Here is a 16340-nt window from a genome sequence, read left to right on the forward strand (position 1 = left end):
CGGCTTAACTGCTAAAAGAGCCTGCTGACCCATCTTTGCAATACAAAAATTAAACAACATTAATTATTTAAGACAATGAAAAAATTAGTTCTAAGCCTTGCAATTGTGGCTGCAATCTTTACAAGCTGTGGTGATGATGATTCTAACAACACAGGTGGTGGTACAAAAGAAGCGGTTCTTACAGGAAACATTACTGCTGACATGTCATTAGACGCTAACACTGTTTACACTATCGATGGTCCTGTATATATTGCAGACGGTGTAACACTAACTATACCTGCCGGAACAAGACTTGAAGGTAACGCTGAAGGTACTCAGGTTGCTGTACTTGCTGTAAGACAAGGTGGAAAAATCAACGCTCAGGGAACTGCTGCTAAACCAATCGTTTTTACATCTAACAGTGCTACACCAGCTCCTGGTGACTGGGGTGGAATCGTAATTTGTGGTAAAGCTGTCACTAACCTTGGTACAAACGTACAAGCTGAAGTTACAGGTTTAACTTATGGTGGCACTAACGCTGCTGATAACTCAGGTGTTTACTCTTACCTGCGTATAGAATATGCTGGAGCTCTTATCAACCCGGATGCTGAATTTAACGGTGTTACTTTCTACGCAGTAGGTTCTGGAACTAAAGTTGACAACATCCTTACTTTCCAGGGATCTGATGACGGATTTGAGTGGTTTGGTGGATCTGTAAACGGAACTAACCTACTTTCTGTAGGAAACCAGGATGACTCTTTTGACTGGACTGAAGGATGGAACGGTACTGTATCTAACATGTATGCTAACCAGGCTGGTGCTTTAGCTTTCTCTGCTGATAGCCGTGGTATTGAAGCTGACAACAATACAGCAAACCCATTATTAGCCCCAATATCTAACCCTGTTCTTTCTAACATCACTCTTGTAGGCCGTAAAAATACCGCTGTAACAAGTGAAGCTGGTATCATGCTAAGAAGAGGTACTCATGGTAAAATATCTAACGTATTTATCCAGGATTTTACAGGAACAGGAAGTGCTGCTATCAAATTTGACGGTACAGATTCTCAAACATGGTTCCTTGCTAACCCTGTATCAGGTGTTCAGGTTACTAATGTAACTGCTAACACTAATACTTTTGAAGGTTCAGCTGGTGCTCTTACAATTGTTACAAGCGCTACAGGTGCAGGTAACGGAGCTTCAATGCCATCATGGGCTGCATGGACAGGTCTATAATAAATAGCATTTCTCATAAAATAATTTCATTCGAAATACGTAAAACATCCGCCAATTGGCGGATGTTTTCTATTTTGGCAATATCGGCTAATTTTTCGTTGAAAAATGGGCGGTTTACCTACTTTAAAACCCTGAAAAATAAAAAATTAACATTAATAGTTTTTTGGTACAGTATTTGAAATATATTTTATACATTTACATAATCATTTTACTATATGGCAAAAAAATACTTTTATATCGCTTTACTTCTTACCTGCCTGTTTTCACTTGGCGTTTCAGCCCAGGAAAACAAAGCTTATGCTGCGGGTAAAGAACCTATAGAAGGGTTAAGTATTTATCCTAACCCTGCTAAGGACAGGATTTATATTACAACTGCAAAACCTGCCATGAGCAAGGATGTAGAGATTTTTGACATGCTTGGAAAAAGGATTATGCAGGCTACGCTTAACGGAAAAGAGTTATCTATAACTAACCTTAACCGTGGGGTATACATCATTAAAATTAAAGAAGGAGACGCTTCTGCAACGCGCAAGCTGGTTGTAGAGTAATCTCAAAGCAATATTATCTTTTAAGCACCGCAGTCGCGGTGCTTTTTTATTTTGTATTTTTACAAAAAACATTTTCCCTTGGTTACCGCACAAGACATATTTACCATAGCCTCAAAAAAAGAATTTCAAAAGATAACCCTTAAGGTTTTTCGCCATCAATACGATAATAATACGGTATACCGCGATTTTTGCAGCTTTCTTAAAAAGGACAAGCAAAATGTAAAGTCGGTTATAGAAATTCCGTTTCTGCCCATACAGTTCTTTAAGAGCCACGACGTGATAAGTTCTAAAGACGCGATACAGGAAACCTTTACCAGCAGCGGGACAACCGGCATGGTAACCAGCCGCCACCTTATAACTGACCTTTACTATTACGAACAGAGCTTTCGCCAGGCATTTTCGCAATTTTACGGCAATATAGAAGACTATGCTGTACTGGCATTGCTTCCATCCTACCTGGAGCGAGAAGGATCGTCTCTTATTTATATGGTAGAAGACCTTATTGAAGGGTCTAACAATCCTGAAAGCGGCTTTTACCTGAACAATTACGACGAACTTATAGACAAACTGGTAAAACTTGACGAGTCCGGACAAAATGTGCTGCTTATAGGCGTTACTTATGCCCTGCTTGACCTTATAGAAAAACGAAACTTCAATTTAAAAAATACCATTATCATGGAAACCGGGGGCATGAAAGGCCGCCGCAAAGAAATGATACGCGAGGAGCTTCACGATGAGCTTTGTAAAGGTTTTGGCGTAAACAAGATCCATTCGGAATATGGCATGACAGAACTGCTCTCGCAGGCCTATTCGCTGGGCGATGGCATTTTTGACTGCCCAAGGTGGATGGACATTCTTATCCGCGATACCGAAGATGCGTTAAGCTACATTGATTATGGCAAAACAGGCGGCATAAACGTTATTGACCTTGCCAATTACAATTCGTGCTCGTTTATCGCCACACAGGACCTTGGTAAAAAGTATCCAAACCAGTCGTTTGAAGTACTGGGACGTTTTGATAATTCTGACATAAGAGGCTGTAACCTGATGGTGTATTAGGTTGCAGCATTTAGTATTTTTAAGTTATTTGGACACGAGCGAGATGCTGCCAGTTAGACATATGTTTTGCCATTCTGAACGGAGTACAGTGAAGTGAAGAATCTCTGATCGCAACATCAAATCCTTCCTTCGTAAGGATGATATATGGCACAAAAAAAGGAGCCCTAAAGCTCCTTTATGTTATTATCCACTGATTGATTATTCTTCAACCGGAATTACAAAATTCTTTTTCTTACCGAATGACACAAGTATAAATTTACCTAAAAGCGCATCGCTCGATGTTAGCTGAAAAGCGTCGGTAATTTTTACTTTATTAATCGCTACAGCATTTGCCGCCAAAGCCTTTCTTGCTTCGCCACGTGAAGGAAAAATTCCGGTTTGGTCAGCCAATATATTAATTATATCAGTTTCTACAGAAAGATCTCCCAGGCTTATTGCTTTTACAAAGAATTCCCCAAAAATATCAGTAAAAAATTCTTCGTCAAGCCCCTGTAAATCTTCACGTGTGTAATTAGAAAACACAAATTCTGATTTTTTAACTGCATCTTCAAGGCTTTCAGCACCGTGAACAAAAGTAGTAACTTCTGCTGCAAGCCTTTTTTGAAGCACCCTCAAATGCGGTGCCTGAACGTGCTCTGCTATTATAGCCTCAACTTCTTCCTTTGGAAGGAATGTAAATATTTTGATATACTTCTCAGCATCCGCATCGGTAGTATTCAGCCAGAATTGGTAGAATTTATATACCGATGTCTTATCGGCATCCAGCCATACATTTCCACCTTCCGATTTTCCGAATTTAGAACCATCTGCTTTAGTTATAAGCGGGCAGGTCATGGCATAAGCCTTGGCACCTTCGTCGTTCATTCTCCTTACAAGCTCTGTACCTGTTGTAATATTACCCCACTGGTCGCTGCCTCCAAGCTGAAGCAAACAGTTGTATTCTTTATGCAGGTGGTAAAAATCGTAGCCCTGGATAAGCTGGTAGGTAAACTCAGTAAACGACATACCACTTCCTGCTTCACCCGTAAGGCGCTTTTTAACCGAATCTTTAGCCATCATATAGTTTACGGTAATACGCTTACCTACATCGCGCACAAAGCCTATAAATGAAAACTCTTTCATCCAGTCGTAGTTATTCACGAGTACGGGCGCATTAGCCGATGTATCATTAAAATCAAGAAAACGCGAAAGCACGCGTTTAATACCTTCAACATTTTTTTCCAGTGCAGCTTCGTCAAGCAGGTTACGCTCGTCTGACTTTCCTGAGGGGTCACCGATCATTCCAGTCGCACCTCCTACAAGGGCAAAAGGCTTGTGGCCGCTTTTTTGCAGGTGAACCAATATGATGATAGGCACAAGGCTGCCAATGTGCAATGAATCTGAAGTTGGATCAAAGCCTATATAGGCAGCAGTCATCTCTTTATTCAGTTGCTCTTCGGTTCCCGGCATAATATCGTGCACCATGCCCCTCCATCTTAGTTCTTCTACAAAATTTTTCATGAGTATGTTTTAATGTGATGCAAAAATACAAAGCTGGCTAACATTTTTGATTAACATTTGTAAAATATTCTCGGTTTTACCTACTACATTTGTAAATATGATATTAGTAACCGGCGGAACAGGATTAGTAGGTGCGCATTTACTGCTTGAATTAGCAGGCAATGCACAAAAGGTACGCGCGCTTTACCGTACTGAGAAATCATTGAACAAAGCCCGAAACCTTTTCACGGCAAAGGGAAATAGCCGCTTTGACGCTATTGAATGGGTTCAGGGTGATATTACCGATGTTCCTTCTCTTGAAGAAGCCTTTGCCGGTATTGATACTGTATATCATTGTGCTGCCAATGTTTCTTTTGAACCAAAAGACGAAGCACTTTTACGAAAGGTAAATATTGAAGGCACCGCAAACATGGTAAACTGCGCGCTCGATTTTGGCGTTGCAAAATTCTGCCATGTTAGTTCGATTGCCGCATTAGGAACACCTAAAGACAACGAAGCCATTACAGAAGAAACCGAATGGAATCCCGAAGTAAGGCATGGCGATTATGCCATAAGCAAGTATGGCGCCGAAATGGAAGTTTGGCGCGCCTGGCAGGAAGGCCTTAATGTGGTTATTGTAAATCCCGGGGTGATTTTTGGCGAAGGCTTCTGGAACGAAGGCAGCGGCAAGGTACTTAAATCGGTTAAAAATGGGCAGCCGTTTTATACCAAAGGCAGTGTAGGCATCGTGTTTGTAGAAGATGTGGTAAAAGCAATGCTGCAACTTATGGCTACCGATACCAATGGCGAACGTTATACCCTTGTATCGGGGAACTTTACCTATAAACAGATGCTTAGTATTATTGCCGATGCAATGAAAAAAAGCAGGCCGTCAATCTATGCATCGCCATTGATGACATCTGCCGCATGGCGAATTGATTGGTTTGTATCTAAGCTTACAGGCCAACGTCGTAAGCTTACTCGAAGCATGGCAAGATCATCTCATAATATTGAGCATTATGACAACAGTAAAATTGTGGAGAAACTGGATTTTACTTTTGCTGACGCTGAGTCCTGCCTAAAACAACTTTCCTTAAGCTATCCTTCTTAGCAATATTGGCAGAAACCGGAGATGGAGATACCTTTACAGCATCTTTCTTTTTCTCCTTATCGATCTTTTTAGTAACAGCGTCTTTTTCCTTTTGCACCCTAATGGCAACATTATCTAATATAGCTGCATATTTCTCTACGTGAGCCGCATACCAGATATTATTCTGCGCATAGGTAAGGCTGTCAATCTTGTATTTTTTGTAGACATAATGCTGTATATCTACTTTATTAGTATCCAGCACCTGTGGCTGATACGACCTTACAGCCTGCATTATGGTAACATCATAAAGGATATTTTCCATATCCTGTTGTGATAACAGGCGCGCAGGTTTTTCTGCGGCAGTTTCTTTACCGCAGGAAAACATCACGATCGATACTATAAGGAGTAACAGTTTTTTCATTTATTATTTATTTTCAGCCACAGGGTGCCGCTATAACTATTCCCTTTCAAATAAAAGCCTGTCGCCACAACGAACATCTTTTACCTTAAAGTTGTTGTATACTAATGTTCCGTTTACAAAAGTATGGGTAATCCTTGATTTGAAGTTAACGCCTTCAAACGGAGACCATCCGCATTTGTAAAGGATGTTTTCTTTCTTAACATTCCATGGCAGTCCCGGATTTACAATGGCAAGGTCGGCATAGTAACCTTCCCTTATAAAACCTCGTTTTTCTATCTTAAAGATCCTGGCAGGGTTATGTGCCATTTTCTCTACGATCTTCTCTACCGAGATTTTCTTTTGATGGTAAGCCTCAAACATTGCAACTACAGCGTGCTGTACCAGCGGCCCTCCTGACGGCGAGCTCGTGTAAGGGTTTTTCTTTTCGTCCAGTGTATGCGGTGCGTGGTCTGTAGCAATAACATCTATCCTGTCGTCAAGAAGTGCATTCCACAACGCCTGACGGTCTTCTGCGGTCTTAACTGCAGGGTTCCACTTTATAAGCGCACCTTTCTTTTCATAATCGGCATCGCTAAACCATAAATGGTGTACACATACCTCGGCAGTAATCATCTTATCCTCAAGAGGAATCTTGTTGGTAAACAGATCAGTCTCGATAGCTGTAGACACGTGGAAAACGTGAAGCCTTGCGCCGGTTTTCTTAGCCAGTGCTATAGCTCGAGATGAAGAGATATAACACGCCTCTGCACTGCGTATAAGCGGATGGAATTTTACAGGGATATCATCTCCGTATTCTTCCTTATATTTTTCAAGATTGGTGCGAATAGTCGCCTCATCTTCGCAGTGAGCAGCGATAAGCATTTTTGTGCTGGAGAATATTTTTTCAAGCACCTGCTCGTCATCCACAAGCATATTTCCTGTAGAAGAACCAAGGAATAACTTGATACCGGCTACATTTCTTGGATTTGTTTTAAGCACCTCTTCAAGGTTATCGTTAGTACCGCCCATCATGAAAGAGTAGTTGGCATACGATGTTTCGGCCGCCCTTTGGTATTTCTGCTCCAGCAGTTCCTGGGTTACGGCATTAGGTACAGTATTAGGCTGTTCTATAAAAGAAGTTATACCACCGGCAACGGCAGCGCGCGATTCGGTTTCAATAGTACCTTTGTGGGTTAACCCCGGTTCACGAAAATGCACCTGGTCGTCTATGGCACCCGGTATCAGGAAGCTGCCTTCAGCGTCGATTATCTGCACGTCTGAAGATTTAGGGCTTATTTTCTCGGCGATTTCCTTGATGAATTTATCTTCGATCAATACGTCGCCTTCAAAAATAGTTCCTTCGTTTACAATCCTGGCATTCTTAATTAAAATCCTGTTCATTAAATTCTTTTTCTATAGTCTGTTTAGCATTTGTTTTATTCTGAGCGATATTACTCCAAAGATAGCTTCTTTGATGATAGCATTGCTCATTTTAGATTCGCCTTTTGTCCTGTCTGTAAAGATAATAGGCACTTCTACTATGTTGAAACCGTTAGCATAAGCACGGTATTTCATTTCTATCTGAAAGGCATAGCCCACAAATTTTATCCTGTCAAGGTTTACGCTTTCCAGCACCTTAGACCGGTAGCATATAAAGCCTGCCGTAGCATCCCTTATAGTCATTCCTGTAATGGTACGCACATAAGCCGAAGCGTAATAAGACATAAGTACCCTGTTAAGCGGCCAGTTCACCACATTAACTCCCGTTACATAACGAGAGCCTATTGCAACATCTGCCCCTTTTACACAGGCAGCATACAATTTTTCAAGATCCTGCGGGTTGTGCGAGAAATCGGCATCCATCTCAAAGATGTATTCATACTTTCGTTCAATAGCCCACTTAAAACCATGTACGTAAGCAGTACCAAGTCCGGATTTGCCCGCCCTTACTTCAAGGTTAAGCTTTCCCGGATATTCTGCCTGAAGCTCCCTTACTTTCTGCGCAGTGCCATCGGGAGAATTATCATCCACGATGAGTACGTCAAACGGCGTATCAAGCACAAAAACTGCCCTGATAATAGCCTCAATGTTTTCAATCTCGTTATAAGTAGGTATTATAACTATGCCGTCGCTCATTTGATACCGTGAATTTTGGTGCAAAAATAATGTATTTTAAACGCATCACACATAATTAAATTATAATTAAAATAAGAGAATGCAAAAAACACTAATTTTGCAGCATGATGGAACTCGTTTACAACGAAAGGATAGCGAATGGCAAAGACTGGGCAACACTTGTGTTTGTGGCCTGTTTTGCGCTTATTGCCGTTAATCGCAGCGTATTTGAAACCCGTTTTGCTGAATTTATCAAACTTGCAGTGTCTGATAAATATACAAAGATTTATAAAGACAGCGGTAATATGCTTAGCTGGTTTACCATTTCTTTTTTCCTGGTACAGGTCATCTCCTTTACGTTCCTGTTCCAGTTCCTGCTCAGCTATGAGGGATGGACAAATTTTGACAAGATCGAGAAGCACAACTGGATAAATTTTATCCAGATCTTTACTGTTATAGGTGTTTTTATCCTCTCAAAGTACCTTATTGAGAAAATTATTGCCACATCGTTTAATATTGAGGAGTTTAATGAACTGTTTAACCTTCACAAAGTAAACTATAGGACTTACATAGGATTGCTTATACTCCCTGTAAATATTTTCTTATTTTACAATGAAGCTCAGCACCCCATTGTTATATACTCAATTCTGGGGCTTATAATTGCCGCGAGTGTTATTTCGTACCTCGTTTCATTAAGGATTTATCAAAACTTGATACTCTCAAAATTATTCTATTTTATTTTGTATCTTTGCACACTTGAAATAGCGCCCTATTATTTCATGTATTATTGGTTTAGAAAAAGTTAGTATTACAATATATCAAATATGAAAGTGAAAACAATTTTGGTTTCGCAGCCGGAGCCTAAAGTAGAAAATTCACCATACTTCGAACTTCAGCAAAAGCATAAGGTAAAGGTTGATTTCAGGTCATTTATACAAGTGGAAGGTGTAAGCGCAAAAGACGTGAGAGCGCAAAAAATAGACCTTAACAACTATTCAGCGATCATTCTTACAAGTAAATTTGCCGTAGACCACTTTTTTCGTGTAGCAGAAGAAATGCGCTACAAAGTGCCGGAAACATTAAAGTATTTCTGCCAGAGTGAAGCGATAGCTTTTTACCTGCAAAAATATGTGGTGTACCGCAAGCGTAAAATATATGTTGGCCAAAAGGATTTTGCCGATATGGCGCCGCTGATAAAGAAATACAAGGACGAAAAATTTCTTTTACCGGCTTCTGACCAGCTTAACCACGACATCCCTCCTACATTAAACGGACTTAAGATAGACTGGACACCGGGTACTTTTTACAAGACCGTAATGAGCGACCTTAGCGACCTTAAAGATGTGTATTATGATGTACTTGCATTTTTTACGCCTACAGGAATAAAATCGCTGTTCAAGAACTTCCCTGACTTCCAGCAGAACAATACGCGCATAGCAGTTTTTGGAAGCACAACACAAAAAGAAGCCCTGGATCATGGACTAAGGATAGACATTATGGCCCCTACCCCTGATACACCTTCTATGACTATGGCATTAGAGAAATATATCGCTAAAGTAAATAAAGAAAAATAGGAAAAGAAACTCTACTTTATACAAAAACAGCCGCTCAATGAGTGGCTGTTTTTTTGTTTGCTCAAAATTACCCTTGTTCCCATCCTTTACAAACCTTACCCTCGGTCTCTCTCCTTCGGAAAGGGATGGGGTAGATCTAAACAAAAAAGCTGCCCCATTTCTGAGACAGCCTTCTTTCCAAAAAACATCTATTCTAAAATTCACATTATGCCAGCGGTCCGCCAGACATAATTTCTTCATTTGCAAATTCCTCAAATTTTGCAAAATTATTTTTAAATGCAGCCGCCAGTTCAAGGGCTTTAGCATCATAAGCATCTTTATCTTCCCATGTATTCCTTGGGTTTAGTATTTCCGAAGGTACGTTAGGGCAGCTCTGCGGTTTAGCAAGGCCAAATACAGTGTGGTTTTTATACTCTACATTATCAAGCTCGCCGTTAAGCGCCGCCGTAATCATGGCACGTGTATATTTAAGCTTCATCCTTTGGCCTGTGCCATAAGCACCGCCTGACCAGCCTGTATTAATCAACCATACGTTTACGCCGGCATCCTTCATTTTCTTGATAAGCATCTCGGCATATTTTGCTGGGTGAAGCGGCATGAATGGCGCTCCAAAGCAAGCAGAGAAGTTAGGCTGAGGCTCGTTTACACCAGCTTCTGTACCGGCAACCTTTGCCGTGTAGCCAGAAATAAAGTAATAAGCAGCCTGTCCCGGAGTCAGTTTAGAGATTGGAGGCAGGATACCAAATGAGTCGGCGCTCAAAAAGAAGATATTCTTTGGGTTATGCCCTACAGAACCCGGCTGAATATTATCTATATGATAAATTGGGTAGCTAACGCGCGTATTAGGAGTAATAGAAACATCTTCAAAATCTACCTCGTTAGTACCTTCTTTAAATATCACGTTTTCAAGGATCGCTCCTCTTTTTATAGCCCTGAAGATATCCGGCTCATGCTCTTCGGTAAGGTTAATTACCTTGGCATAACAGCCGCCTTCAAAGTTAAATACGGTATTATCGCTCGCCCATCCGTGCTCATCGTCGCCAATAAGCTTACGCGCAGGATCTGCAGAAAGCGTTGTTTTACCTGTACCTGAAAGTCCGAAGAAGATAGCTGTATCACCATCTGCACCTACATTAGCGCTGCAGTGCATCGGGAGCACATTCTTATCTACAGGAAGGATAAAGTTAAGCGCAGAGAAAATTCCTTTCTTCATTTCGCCCGTATACCCTGTACCGCCTATAAGGGCGATCTTTCTTGTAAAATCAAGTATTGCAAAGTTAGACTGGCGTGTGCCGTCTACAGCGGGATCTGCCATGAAGCCCGGCGCACATACTACGTGCCAATCTGCATTAAAATCATCAAGTTCCGACTCTTCAGGACGAAGGAACATATTATAACAGAATAGGTTAGACCATGCTGTTTCTGTCACTACCCTTACATTAAGCCTAAAGTCTGCATCTGCACACACATAACTGTCGCGCACAAAAACCTCTTTATTAGAAAGGTAAGCAGTCACTTTATTATATAACGCTTCAAACTTAGCGCTGTCAAATGGGATGTTTACATTACCCCACCATACTTTATCTTCCGTAATGCTATCGCGTACTATGAAACGGTCCTGAGGAGATCTTCCGGTAAACTCACCTGTGTTGATGGCAAGCGCACCCGAATCACTTTCTACACCCTGGCCTTTTTCAATCGTAATATCATGTAACTCGTCCGGAGTCAGCTGATACCTCACATTAGCATTCTTTATTCCTAAGTTCTCTAACGAAATCGTTTTCGTAGAAAGGCCGTAATTATCCATACTTTTCGATATAAGTTGCATTGTTACAAAGGGCAAAAGTAAAAATAATTTTATTACAATGTATCAATTTGCAAAAAAATTATCTCTTTTGTTTAATTAAATGTAAAAATAACACAATCCAAGCCAGTATTAATAGTAATCCTCCAATTGGAGTTATGATGCCAATTTTCTTAAAATCAAAAGAAAAAAGCACATTACAGGCTAAAAAGTAGACAGATCCTGAAAAAAGCACAATTCCGGAAACTACCAGCATAAGGATAGTATTTTTTGCCATTTGAGAGACCGACGGGGTAGTTCCTAAAAATAACAAAAACAGTGCGTGATACATCTGATACTTGACCCCGGTTTCAAAAACGGCTATCGATTCAGGAGAAATCAAAGATTTTAATCCGTGTGCGCCAAAAGCGCCAAGAACAATGGCAATAGCCCCAAATACAGCGGCTACCAGGAGAATTTTTCTATCCATAATGGTAATATTATGGGGTAAAATTAAAACCTTTCAATAATTTTTTCGCTATAAAATTTTTTATAAATATAACATATTGCTACTTTCGTGTGATAATTACCAAATTGTTATGAGGAATATACTGATTATTGGCGCCGGACGTTCGGCCTCATCTCTTATTGAATACCTACTGAACAAATCAGAAGCCGAGCAGCTTCACCTTACCATAGGCGACCTCTCTTTAGAGCTTGCCCAGCGCAAAACAAAAGAACATAAAAACGCTACTGCCATTGCCTTTGACATATTTAATGAGCAGCAGCGCCAAACCGAAATCAGCAAAGCAGATATCGTGATCTCAATGCTGCCTGCCCACCTTCACTTTGAAGTTGCCAAAGACTGCATTACCTTCAAAAAGCACATGGTTACAGCGTCTTACATAAGTCCGGCCATGCAGGAGCTTGATACTTTGGTTAAAGAGAATAACCTCGTTTTTATGAACGAGATTGGCCTTGATCCCGGCATTGACCACATGAGCGCCATGAAAATTATTGATGATATCCGCGACAAAGGCGGCAAAATATTATTGTTTGAATCGTTTTGCGGAGGCCTTGTAGCACCTGAAAGCGACAACAACCTGTGGAACTACAAATTTACCTGGAACCCACGCAATGTGGTACTTGCAGGTCAGGGCGGTACAGCAAAATTTATACAGGAAGGAACTTATAAGTATATACCTTACAACAAGTTATTCCGCAGGACAGAGTTTATGGAAGTGGAACGCTACGGCAGATTTGAAGGCTATGCCAACCGTGATTCGCTTAAATACCGTAGTGTTTACGGCCTTGAAGATGCCCTTACGCTGTATCGCGGAACGCTTCGCCGTGTAGGCTTCTCCAAGTCATGGAATATGTTTGTTCAGCTTGGCATGACAGACGATTCGTATATCATGGAACACTCTGACACCATGAGCTACAGGGAGTTCATCAACTCATTCCTGCCTTACCACCCTACTGATTCTGTGGAACTTAAACTGCGCCACATGCTGAACATTGACCAGGATGACAGCCAGTGGGATAAGCTTGTGGAGCTTGACCTTTTTAATGCCAATAAGATAGTAGGGCTGCATAACGCCACCCCTGCACAGATACTGGAAAAGATACTTTCTGACAGCTGGACGTTAAGCCCTGAAGATAAGGACATGATTGTGATGTATCACAAAATAGGTTACGAGATTGAAGGTAAAAAGAACCAGGTAGACGCTACGATGGTATGCATAGGCGACGACCAGACCTATACCGCTATGGCTAAGACTGTTGGCCTGCCGGTAGCCATCGCGACATTACAGATACTAAACGGCAACATTACCACCCCCGGCGTCCAAATGCCTCTAAAGAGAGAGGTTTATGCGCCGATATTAAAAGAACTTGAAGAATTTGGGGTTGTTTTTTACGAAAAACAGGGCAGCTACATGGGGTACAACCCAAATAATGTGGCCAGCTAAAAACCTTAATAACTAACCCAACTTTGCTCAACCTTTCCGCTAACGCGGGAAGGTTTTGGTTTTTATGTTATTTTCGTAAAGCATAAATTGTATATTTGGTTACAAACTGTAACTATGAAAATTAATCCGCAGCATATAGAAATAGACGGTATAGATAAAGAGATCTTACGTTTTTTGATGGAAGACGCCCGTAAGCCAATACTACAGATCGCCGCTAAAATAGGGATTTCAGGGGCGGCGATACACCAACGTCTGCGAAAACTGGAACAGGCAGGCGTTATAGCAGGCTCTAAGTTTATCGTTAACACCCGTGTGCTGGGCTATAGCACTATGGCTTTCGTGGGTATATACCTTGAAAAAGCCGCCAGTAACTCTGAGGCTGTTAAGGAACTACGCAAGATTCCCGAGGTACTGGAATGCCACTACACTACCGGAAACTGGTCGATACTCATTAAGATCATATGCCGTGACAACGAGCACCTCATGCAATTGCTCAACAATAAGATTCAGCCGATCGACGGGGTGTCACGAACCGAGACCTTTATATCGCTGGACCAGCAGATTGAGAGGCAGATACAGTTATAATGTTCAGTGTTCAGTGTTCAGCGGAAAACAAAATGCCTTTTTTACTTATTGCAATTCGCAACTAAAACACGGCAAAATAAGTAAATCTGTAAGCTTGTAATATTACGCTTTTGGTTCTCAAAACGCGGTTTTTGTGCGTAAAATTAGAATCCTTTAAAAATTTGAAAATCAAAGTGTTGCAAAATGATGTTACCCATTTGGTTTTTTAAGTGACACACGTTTTGGGCATGCATTTTGCCATACAATTTTCTGCTGAATTTTCGTTTTAATAAAAAAATATTTCCCCCTCCATGAATCGTCAAAAACAAATTATTTTTTCGGCTTTTTCTTTTCTGTTTACATTTTTAGGATGTAGTCAGTCTGACGACACCAAAAAAACTACAACACCCACAACGCAGGATTATGATCTTGACGAAACCGCATTGGCTACACAGGGCTTTTCTAAAATATATGAAGAGAATTTTACAGCCGGCCTCAGCCAGTGGCAAATTTGGGAAGGCGGCGCTTTTAACGAGGAACTTCAGCTGTACAGGAAACAGAACCTTATACTTTCTGACGGAATTCTTGAGATAAAGGCTATAAAACAATATGTTACAGGCCCAATATTGCCTGACAGCGACGAACTTTCCGACTATGACTATACCTCCGGCAGGATCGAGTCAGACTTTGCCATTGCGGCTACCGATGCCAACCCGAAAATAAGGATAAGTGCCCGTATCAAGCTGCCTGAGGCTTACGGTATGTGGCCTGCCTTCTGGAGTTATGGCAACCCATGGCCTACACACGGCGAGATTGACATACTGGAAGCCACAGGCGACAAACATAATTATATAACCAACTATTATTACGGCAGCCAGGCGGATACTCCCGTAACCAATGACGATTTGACATCTGAAGAGATAAATACAGCTAAAAACCTGACCAACAGCTACCACGTTTATGAACTGATATGGACAAAAACCAGTCTGACTTTCCTGCTCGATGGTGAAGTGATGGAAAGCAAAGTAGCAACACAACCCGGGCAGCAATACATACCCGCCATGTTTGGAAAAACCCAAAACATTATCCTCAACCTGGCTGTAGGAGGGGGCATGTTTAACAACCTTGACCCGTCTAAAATTCAGCCATCATCTATGTATGTGGATTGGGTAAAGGTTTTCAGGGCAGATTAAATTTTTCAGTACATGCCCCTATAAGCAAAGTAAACAGGCCTTCAAAGATTACCTGCTTTGGCTTATGGGCACGAGCGAGACGCTCGCGCCTGCATCAGGATTAAGTACCAACTTAAGCCCGCCAGGAATAGTAAAGCTTATGGGTTTGCGCGAGACTATATCCAGGCTATAAAAAGCACTATCGCCCCTATAGCTTTTAGAATACTGAAGGTTCTTATAGTGTATCTTATCAAATATGGCATTAAGGCCTTCCTGCACAAAAGATAAAAACTCAGGCAGGTCGTTTACGGTAACGATTTCAGAAAGGCGTGGATAATACCTTTTGGCTACTACTATTGGTGGATTGGTATCTGGCATACAGTTGGATTAATTTATGAAATTATTTTTTCAAACTTTAAGAGTTGATGAAATTTTTCCATTCAGTAAGCAATTCTATAAAATCAATCATTGGAAGAATTAAAATATCGTCAATATTAACATTTGGGTATTCATATTTTATGCTGATATGTTCTATACTTGAAGAGTCAAAACCTTCATCTGCATTACTTTCTGAATTAACCGATAACTGTAAATCGTTTAAAAAAGACATAGTATCATCATAGTCAAGATGAGTTAAAAAAATTAGATTTGATTTGCTATCTACAGTACCATGATGAGAACATATATTATAAATTTTTCCATCAACATTTGTTTTATAAAACCTTAAGTTGTATTCAGTACTTTTACTCATAACTATGTTTTTATTATTGCGAATAGGGAAATATGGTTATTAACTAAATCTCCAGAAATTGGATCTACATCTGTATCTCTAAAAAAAATCTCAATCTCTGTACCGTCTGAGAAAATAGATTTATAGTTGGTTTGGTTGGTATTATGTATTATACCATTATGCTTTATCTCAAGAGATTCTTTATTCCCAATTTGTTTTTTATTTGTCCAAGTATGTGCCATTTCTTCAATTATTTTTTGATCATTCCAATTTGGATTTATTACGAAATGTTTGGTTTTTCTGCTTACACCAAGTCCATTAATTAGTTTAGTGTTTTGATCTGCCAAGTTTAAATTCGGGTTAAATCTCCAAATATCTTCATAAAAATATGACCGTTAATTTGAGAAATTTTTGTCCTTAAATTTAATGGAATAGTTGTGGAATAATTTACATTATTCGGTACGACTTTCCAAAGGACACTAGATAATATATCATATGTAACGTAAGAATAATGATGTCCTCCTTTTATTTGATGTAAGAATCTCAGATGTTGAAATTTGACAGTTTTTAAATATCTAAATCTATTAAATGCTTCTAAAAATTCAATATTTCCCCCGCTTGCGCGAGCGTCCCGCTCATGCCCA

At 40.4% G+C, this 16340-nt stretch carries 18 protein-coding genes; 9 read left to right on the forward strand and 9 right to left on the reverse strand.

Annotated features, from left to right (window positions below):
* Window positions 1-75: 75 nt before the first annotated feature.
* From R1T16_RS13300 to R1T16_RS13310, 3 genes are all read left to right on the forward strand, one after another.
* The gene (locus tag R1T16_RS13300) at window positions 76-1212 is read left to right on the forward strand and encodes a hypothetical protein (protein WP_317501603.1); all 1137 of its coding nucleotides are present in this window, start codon (window positions 76-78) and stop codon (window positions 1210-1212) included.
* Window positions 1213-1427: 215 nt separating this feature from the next.
* Window positions 1428-1760, forward strand: a complete 333-nt coding sequence (locus R1T16_RS13305; protein WP_317501604.1) for a T9SS type A sorting domain-containing protein — start codon at window positions 1428-1430, stop codon at window positions 1758-1760.
* A gap of 78 nt (window positions 1761-1838) precedes the next feature.
* Window positions 1839-2819, forward strand: a complete 981-nt coding sequence (locus tag R1T16_RS13310; protein WP_317501605.1) for an acyl transferase — start codon at window positions 1839-1841, stop codon at window positions 2817-2819.
* A 198-nt stretch (window positions 2820-3017) separates the two neighbouring features.
* Here R1T16_RS13310 and tyrS read toward each other — a convergent pair whose 3' ends face one another.
* Window positions 3018-4319, reverse strand: coding sequence for a tyrosine--tRNA ligase (gene tyrS / locus R1T16_RS13315; RefSeq protein ID WP_317501606.1), 1302 nt, complete (start codon window positions 4317-4319; stop codon window positions 3018-3020).
* Between the two features lie 97 nt (window positions 4320-4416).
* Here tyrS and R1T16_RS13320 point away from each other — a divergent pair, with 97 nt between their 5' ends.
* The gene (locus R1T16_RS13320; RefSeq protein ID WP_317501607.1) at window positions 4417-5409 is read left to right on the forward strand and encodes an NAD-dependent epimerase/dehydratase family protein; all 993 of its coding nucleotides are present in this window, start codon (window positions 4417-4419) and stop codon (window positions 5407-5409) included.
* Here the strand turns inward: R1T16_RS13320 and R1T16_RS13325 are convergent.
* From R1T16_RS13325 to R1T16_RS13335, 3 genes are read right to left on the reverse strand one after another with little or no spacing between them, the layout of a single operon-like run.
* On the reverse strand, window positions 5351-5809 hold the full coding sequence (locus R1T16_RS13325) for a DUF4296 domain-containing protein (protein WP_317501608.1): 459 nt from the start codon (window positions 5807-5809) through the stop codon (window positions 5351-5353). The genes R1T16_RS13320 and R1T16_RS13325 overlap by 59 nt on opposite strands.
* Window positions 5810-5845: 36 nt before the next feature.
* Window positions 5846-7189: a dihydroorotase gene (locus R1T16_RS13330; RefSeq protein ID WP_317501609.1), complete on the reverse strand. Its 1344-nt coding sequence runs from the start codon at window positions 7187-7189 to the stop codon at window positions 5846-5848.
* Window positions 7190-7201: 12 nt separating this feature from the next.
* Window positions 7202-7924 carry a polyprenol monophosphomannose synthase gene (locus tag R1T16_RS13335; protein ID WP_317501610.1) on the reverse strand — a complete coding sequence of 241 codons (723 nt, stop codon included), beginning with the start codon at window positions 7922-7924 and terminating at the stop codon, window positions 7202-7204.
* 104 nt (window positions 7925-8028) lie between these two features.
* On the opposite strand from R1T16_RS13335, the gene R1T16_RS13340 reads away from it, so the two are divergent.
* Window positions 8029-8709 carry a DUF4271 domain-containing protein gene (locus tag R1T16_RS13340; RefSeq protein WP_317501611.1) on the forward strand — a complete coding sequence of 227 codons (681 nt, stop codon included), beginning with the start codon at window positions 8029-8031 and terminating at the stop codon, window positions 8707-8709.
* Window positions 8710-8727: 18 nt separating this feature from the next.
* Window positions 8728-9477 (forward strand): uroporphyrinogen-III synthase, encoded by a 750-nt coding sequence (locus tag R1T16_RS13345; RefSeq protein WP_317501612.1) that lies wholly within the window; start codon window positions 8728-8730, stop codon window positions 9475-9477.
* A 205-nt stretch (window positions 9478-9682) separates the two neighbouring features.
* Here the strand turns inward: R1T16_RS13345 and pckA are convergent, their stop codons facing one another.
* Complete coding sequence (gene pckA / locus R1T16_RS13350) at window positions 9683-11284, reverse strand: phosphoenolpyruvate carboxykinase (ATP) (RefSeq protein WP_317501613.1); 1602 nt, start codon at window positions 11282-11284, stop codon at window positions 9683-9685.
* A gap of 79 nt (window positions 11285-11363) precedes the next feature.
* Complete coding sequence (locus tag R1T16_RS13355) at window positions 11364-11750, reverse strand: DUF423 domain-containing protein (protein WP_317501614.1); 387 nt, start codon at window positions 11748-11750, stop codon at window positions 11364-11366.
* Window positions 11751-11859: 109 nt separating this feature from the next.
* Here R1T16_RS13355 and R1T16_RS13360 point away from each other — a divergent pair, with 109 nt between their 5' ends.
* The 3 genes from R1T16_RS13360 (at window position 11860) to R1T16_RS13370 (ending at window position 14987) form a co-directional block, all read left to right on the forward strand.
* Window positions 11860-13230 (forward strand): saccharopine dehydrogenase family protein, encoded by a 1371-nt coding sequence (locus R1T16_RS13360; RefSeq protein WP_317501615.1) that lies wholly within the window; start codon window positions 11860-11862, stop codon window positions 13228-13230.
* A gap of 114 nt (window positions 13231-13344) precedes the next feature.
* Window positions 13345-13815, forward strand: coding sequence for an Lrp/AsnC family transcriptional regulator (locus tag R1T16_RS13365; protein ID WP_317501616.1), 471 nt, complete (start codon window positions 13345-13347; stop codon window positions 13813-13815).
* A gap of 290 nt (window positions 13816-14105) precedes the next feature.
* On the forward strand, window positions 14106-14987 hold the full coding sequence (locus R1T16_RS13370; RefSeq protein ID WP_317501617.1) for a glycoside hydrolase family 16 protein: 882 nt from the start codon (window positions 14106-14108) through the stop codon (window positions 14985-14987).
* A gap of 48 nt (window positions 14988-15035) precedes the next feature.
* Here R1T16_RS13370 and R1T16_RS13375 read toward each other — a convergent pair whose 3' ends face one another.
* From R1T16_RS13375 to R1T16_RS13385, 3 genes are read right to left on the reverse strand one after another with little or no spacing between them, the layout of a single operon-like run.
* The gene (locus tag R1T16_RS13375; protein WP_317501618.1) at window positions 15036-15344 is read right to left on the reverse strand and encodes a hypothetical protein; all 309 of its coding nucleotides are present in this window, start codon (window positions 15342-15344) and stop codon (window positions 15036-15038) included.
* 37 nt (window positions 15345-15381) lie between these two features.
* The gene (locus tag R1T16_RS13380) at window positions 15382-15717 is read right to left on the reverse strand and encodes a hypothetical protein (RefSeq protein ID WP_317501619.1); all 336 of its coding nucleotides are present in this window, start codon (window positions 15715-15717) and stop codon (window positions 15382-15384) included.
* Between the two features lie 2 nt (window positions 15718-15719).
* Window positions 15720-16043: a hypothetical protein gene (locus R1T16_RS13385; RefSeq protein WP_317501620.1), complete on the reverse strand. Its 324-nt coding sequence runs from the start codon at window positions 16041-16043 to the stop codon at window positions 15720-15722.
* Between the last annotated feature and the right edge of the window lie 297 nt (window positions 16044-16340).

Origin of the sequence: Flavobacterium sp. DG1-102-2 (assembly GCF_033042555.1) — a bacterium.
In the GTDB taxonomy this organism is placed as follows: domain Bacteria; phylum Bacteroidota; class Bacteroidia; order Flavobacteriales; family Flavobacteriaceae; genus Flavobacterium.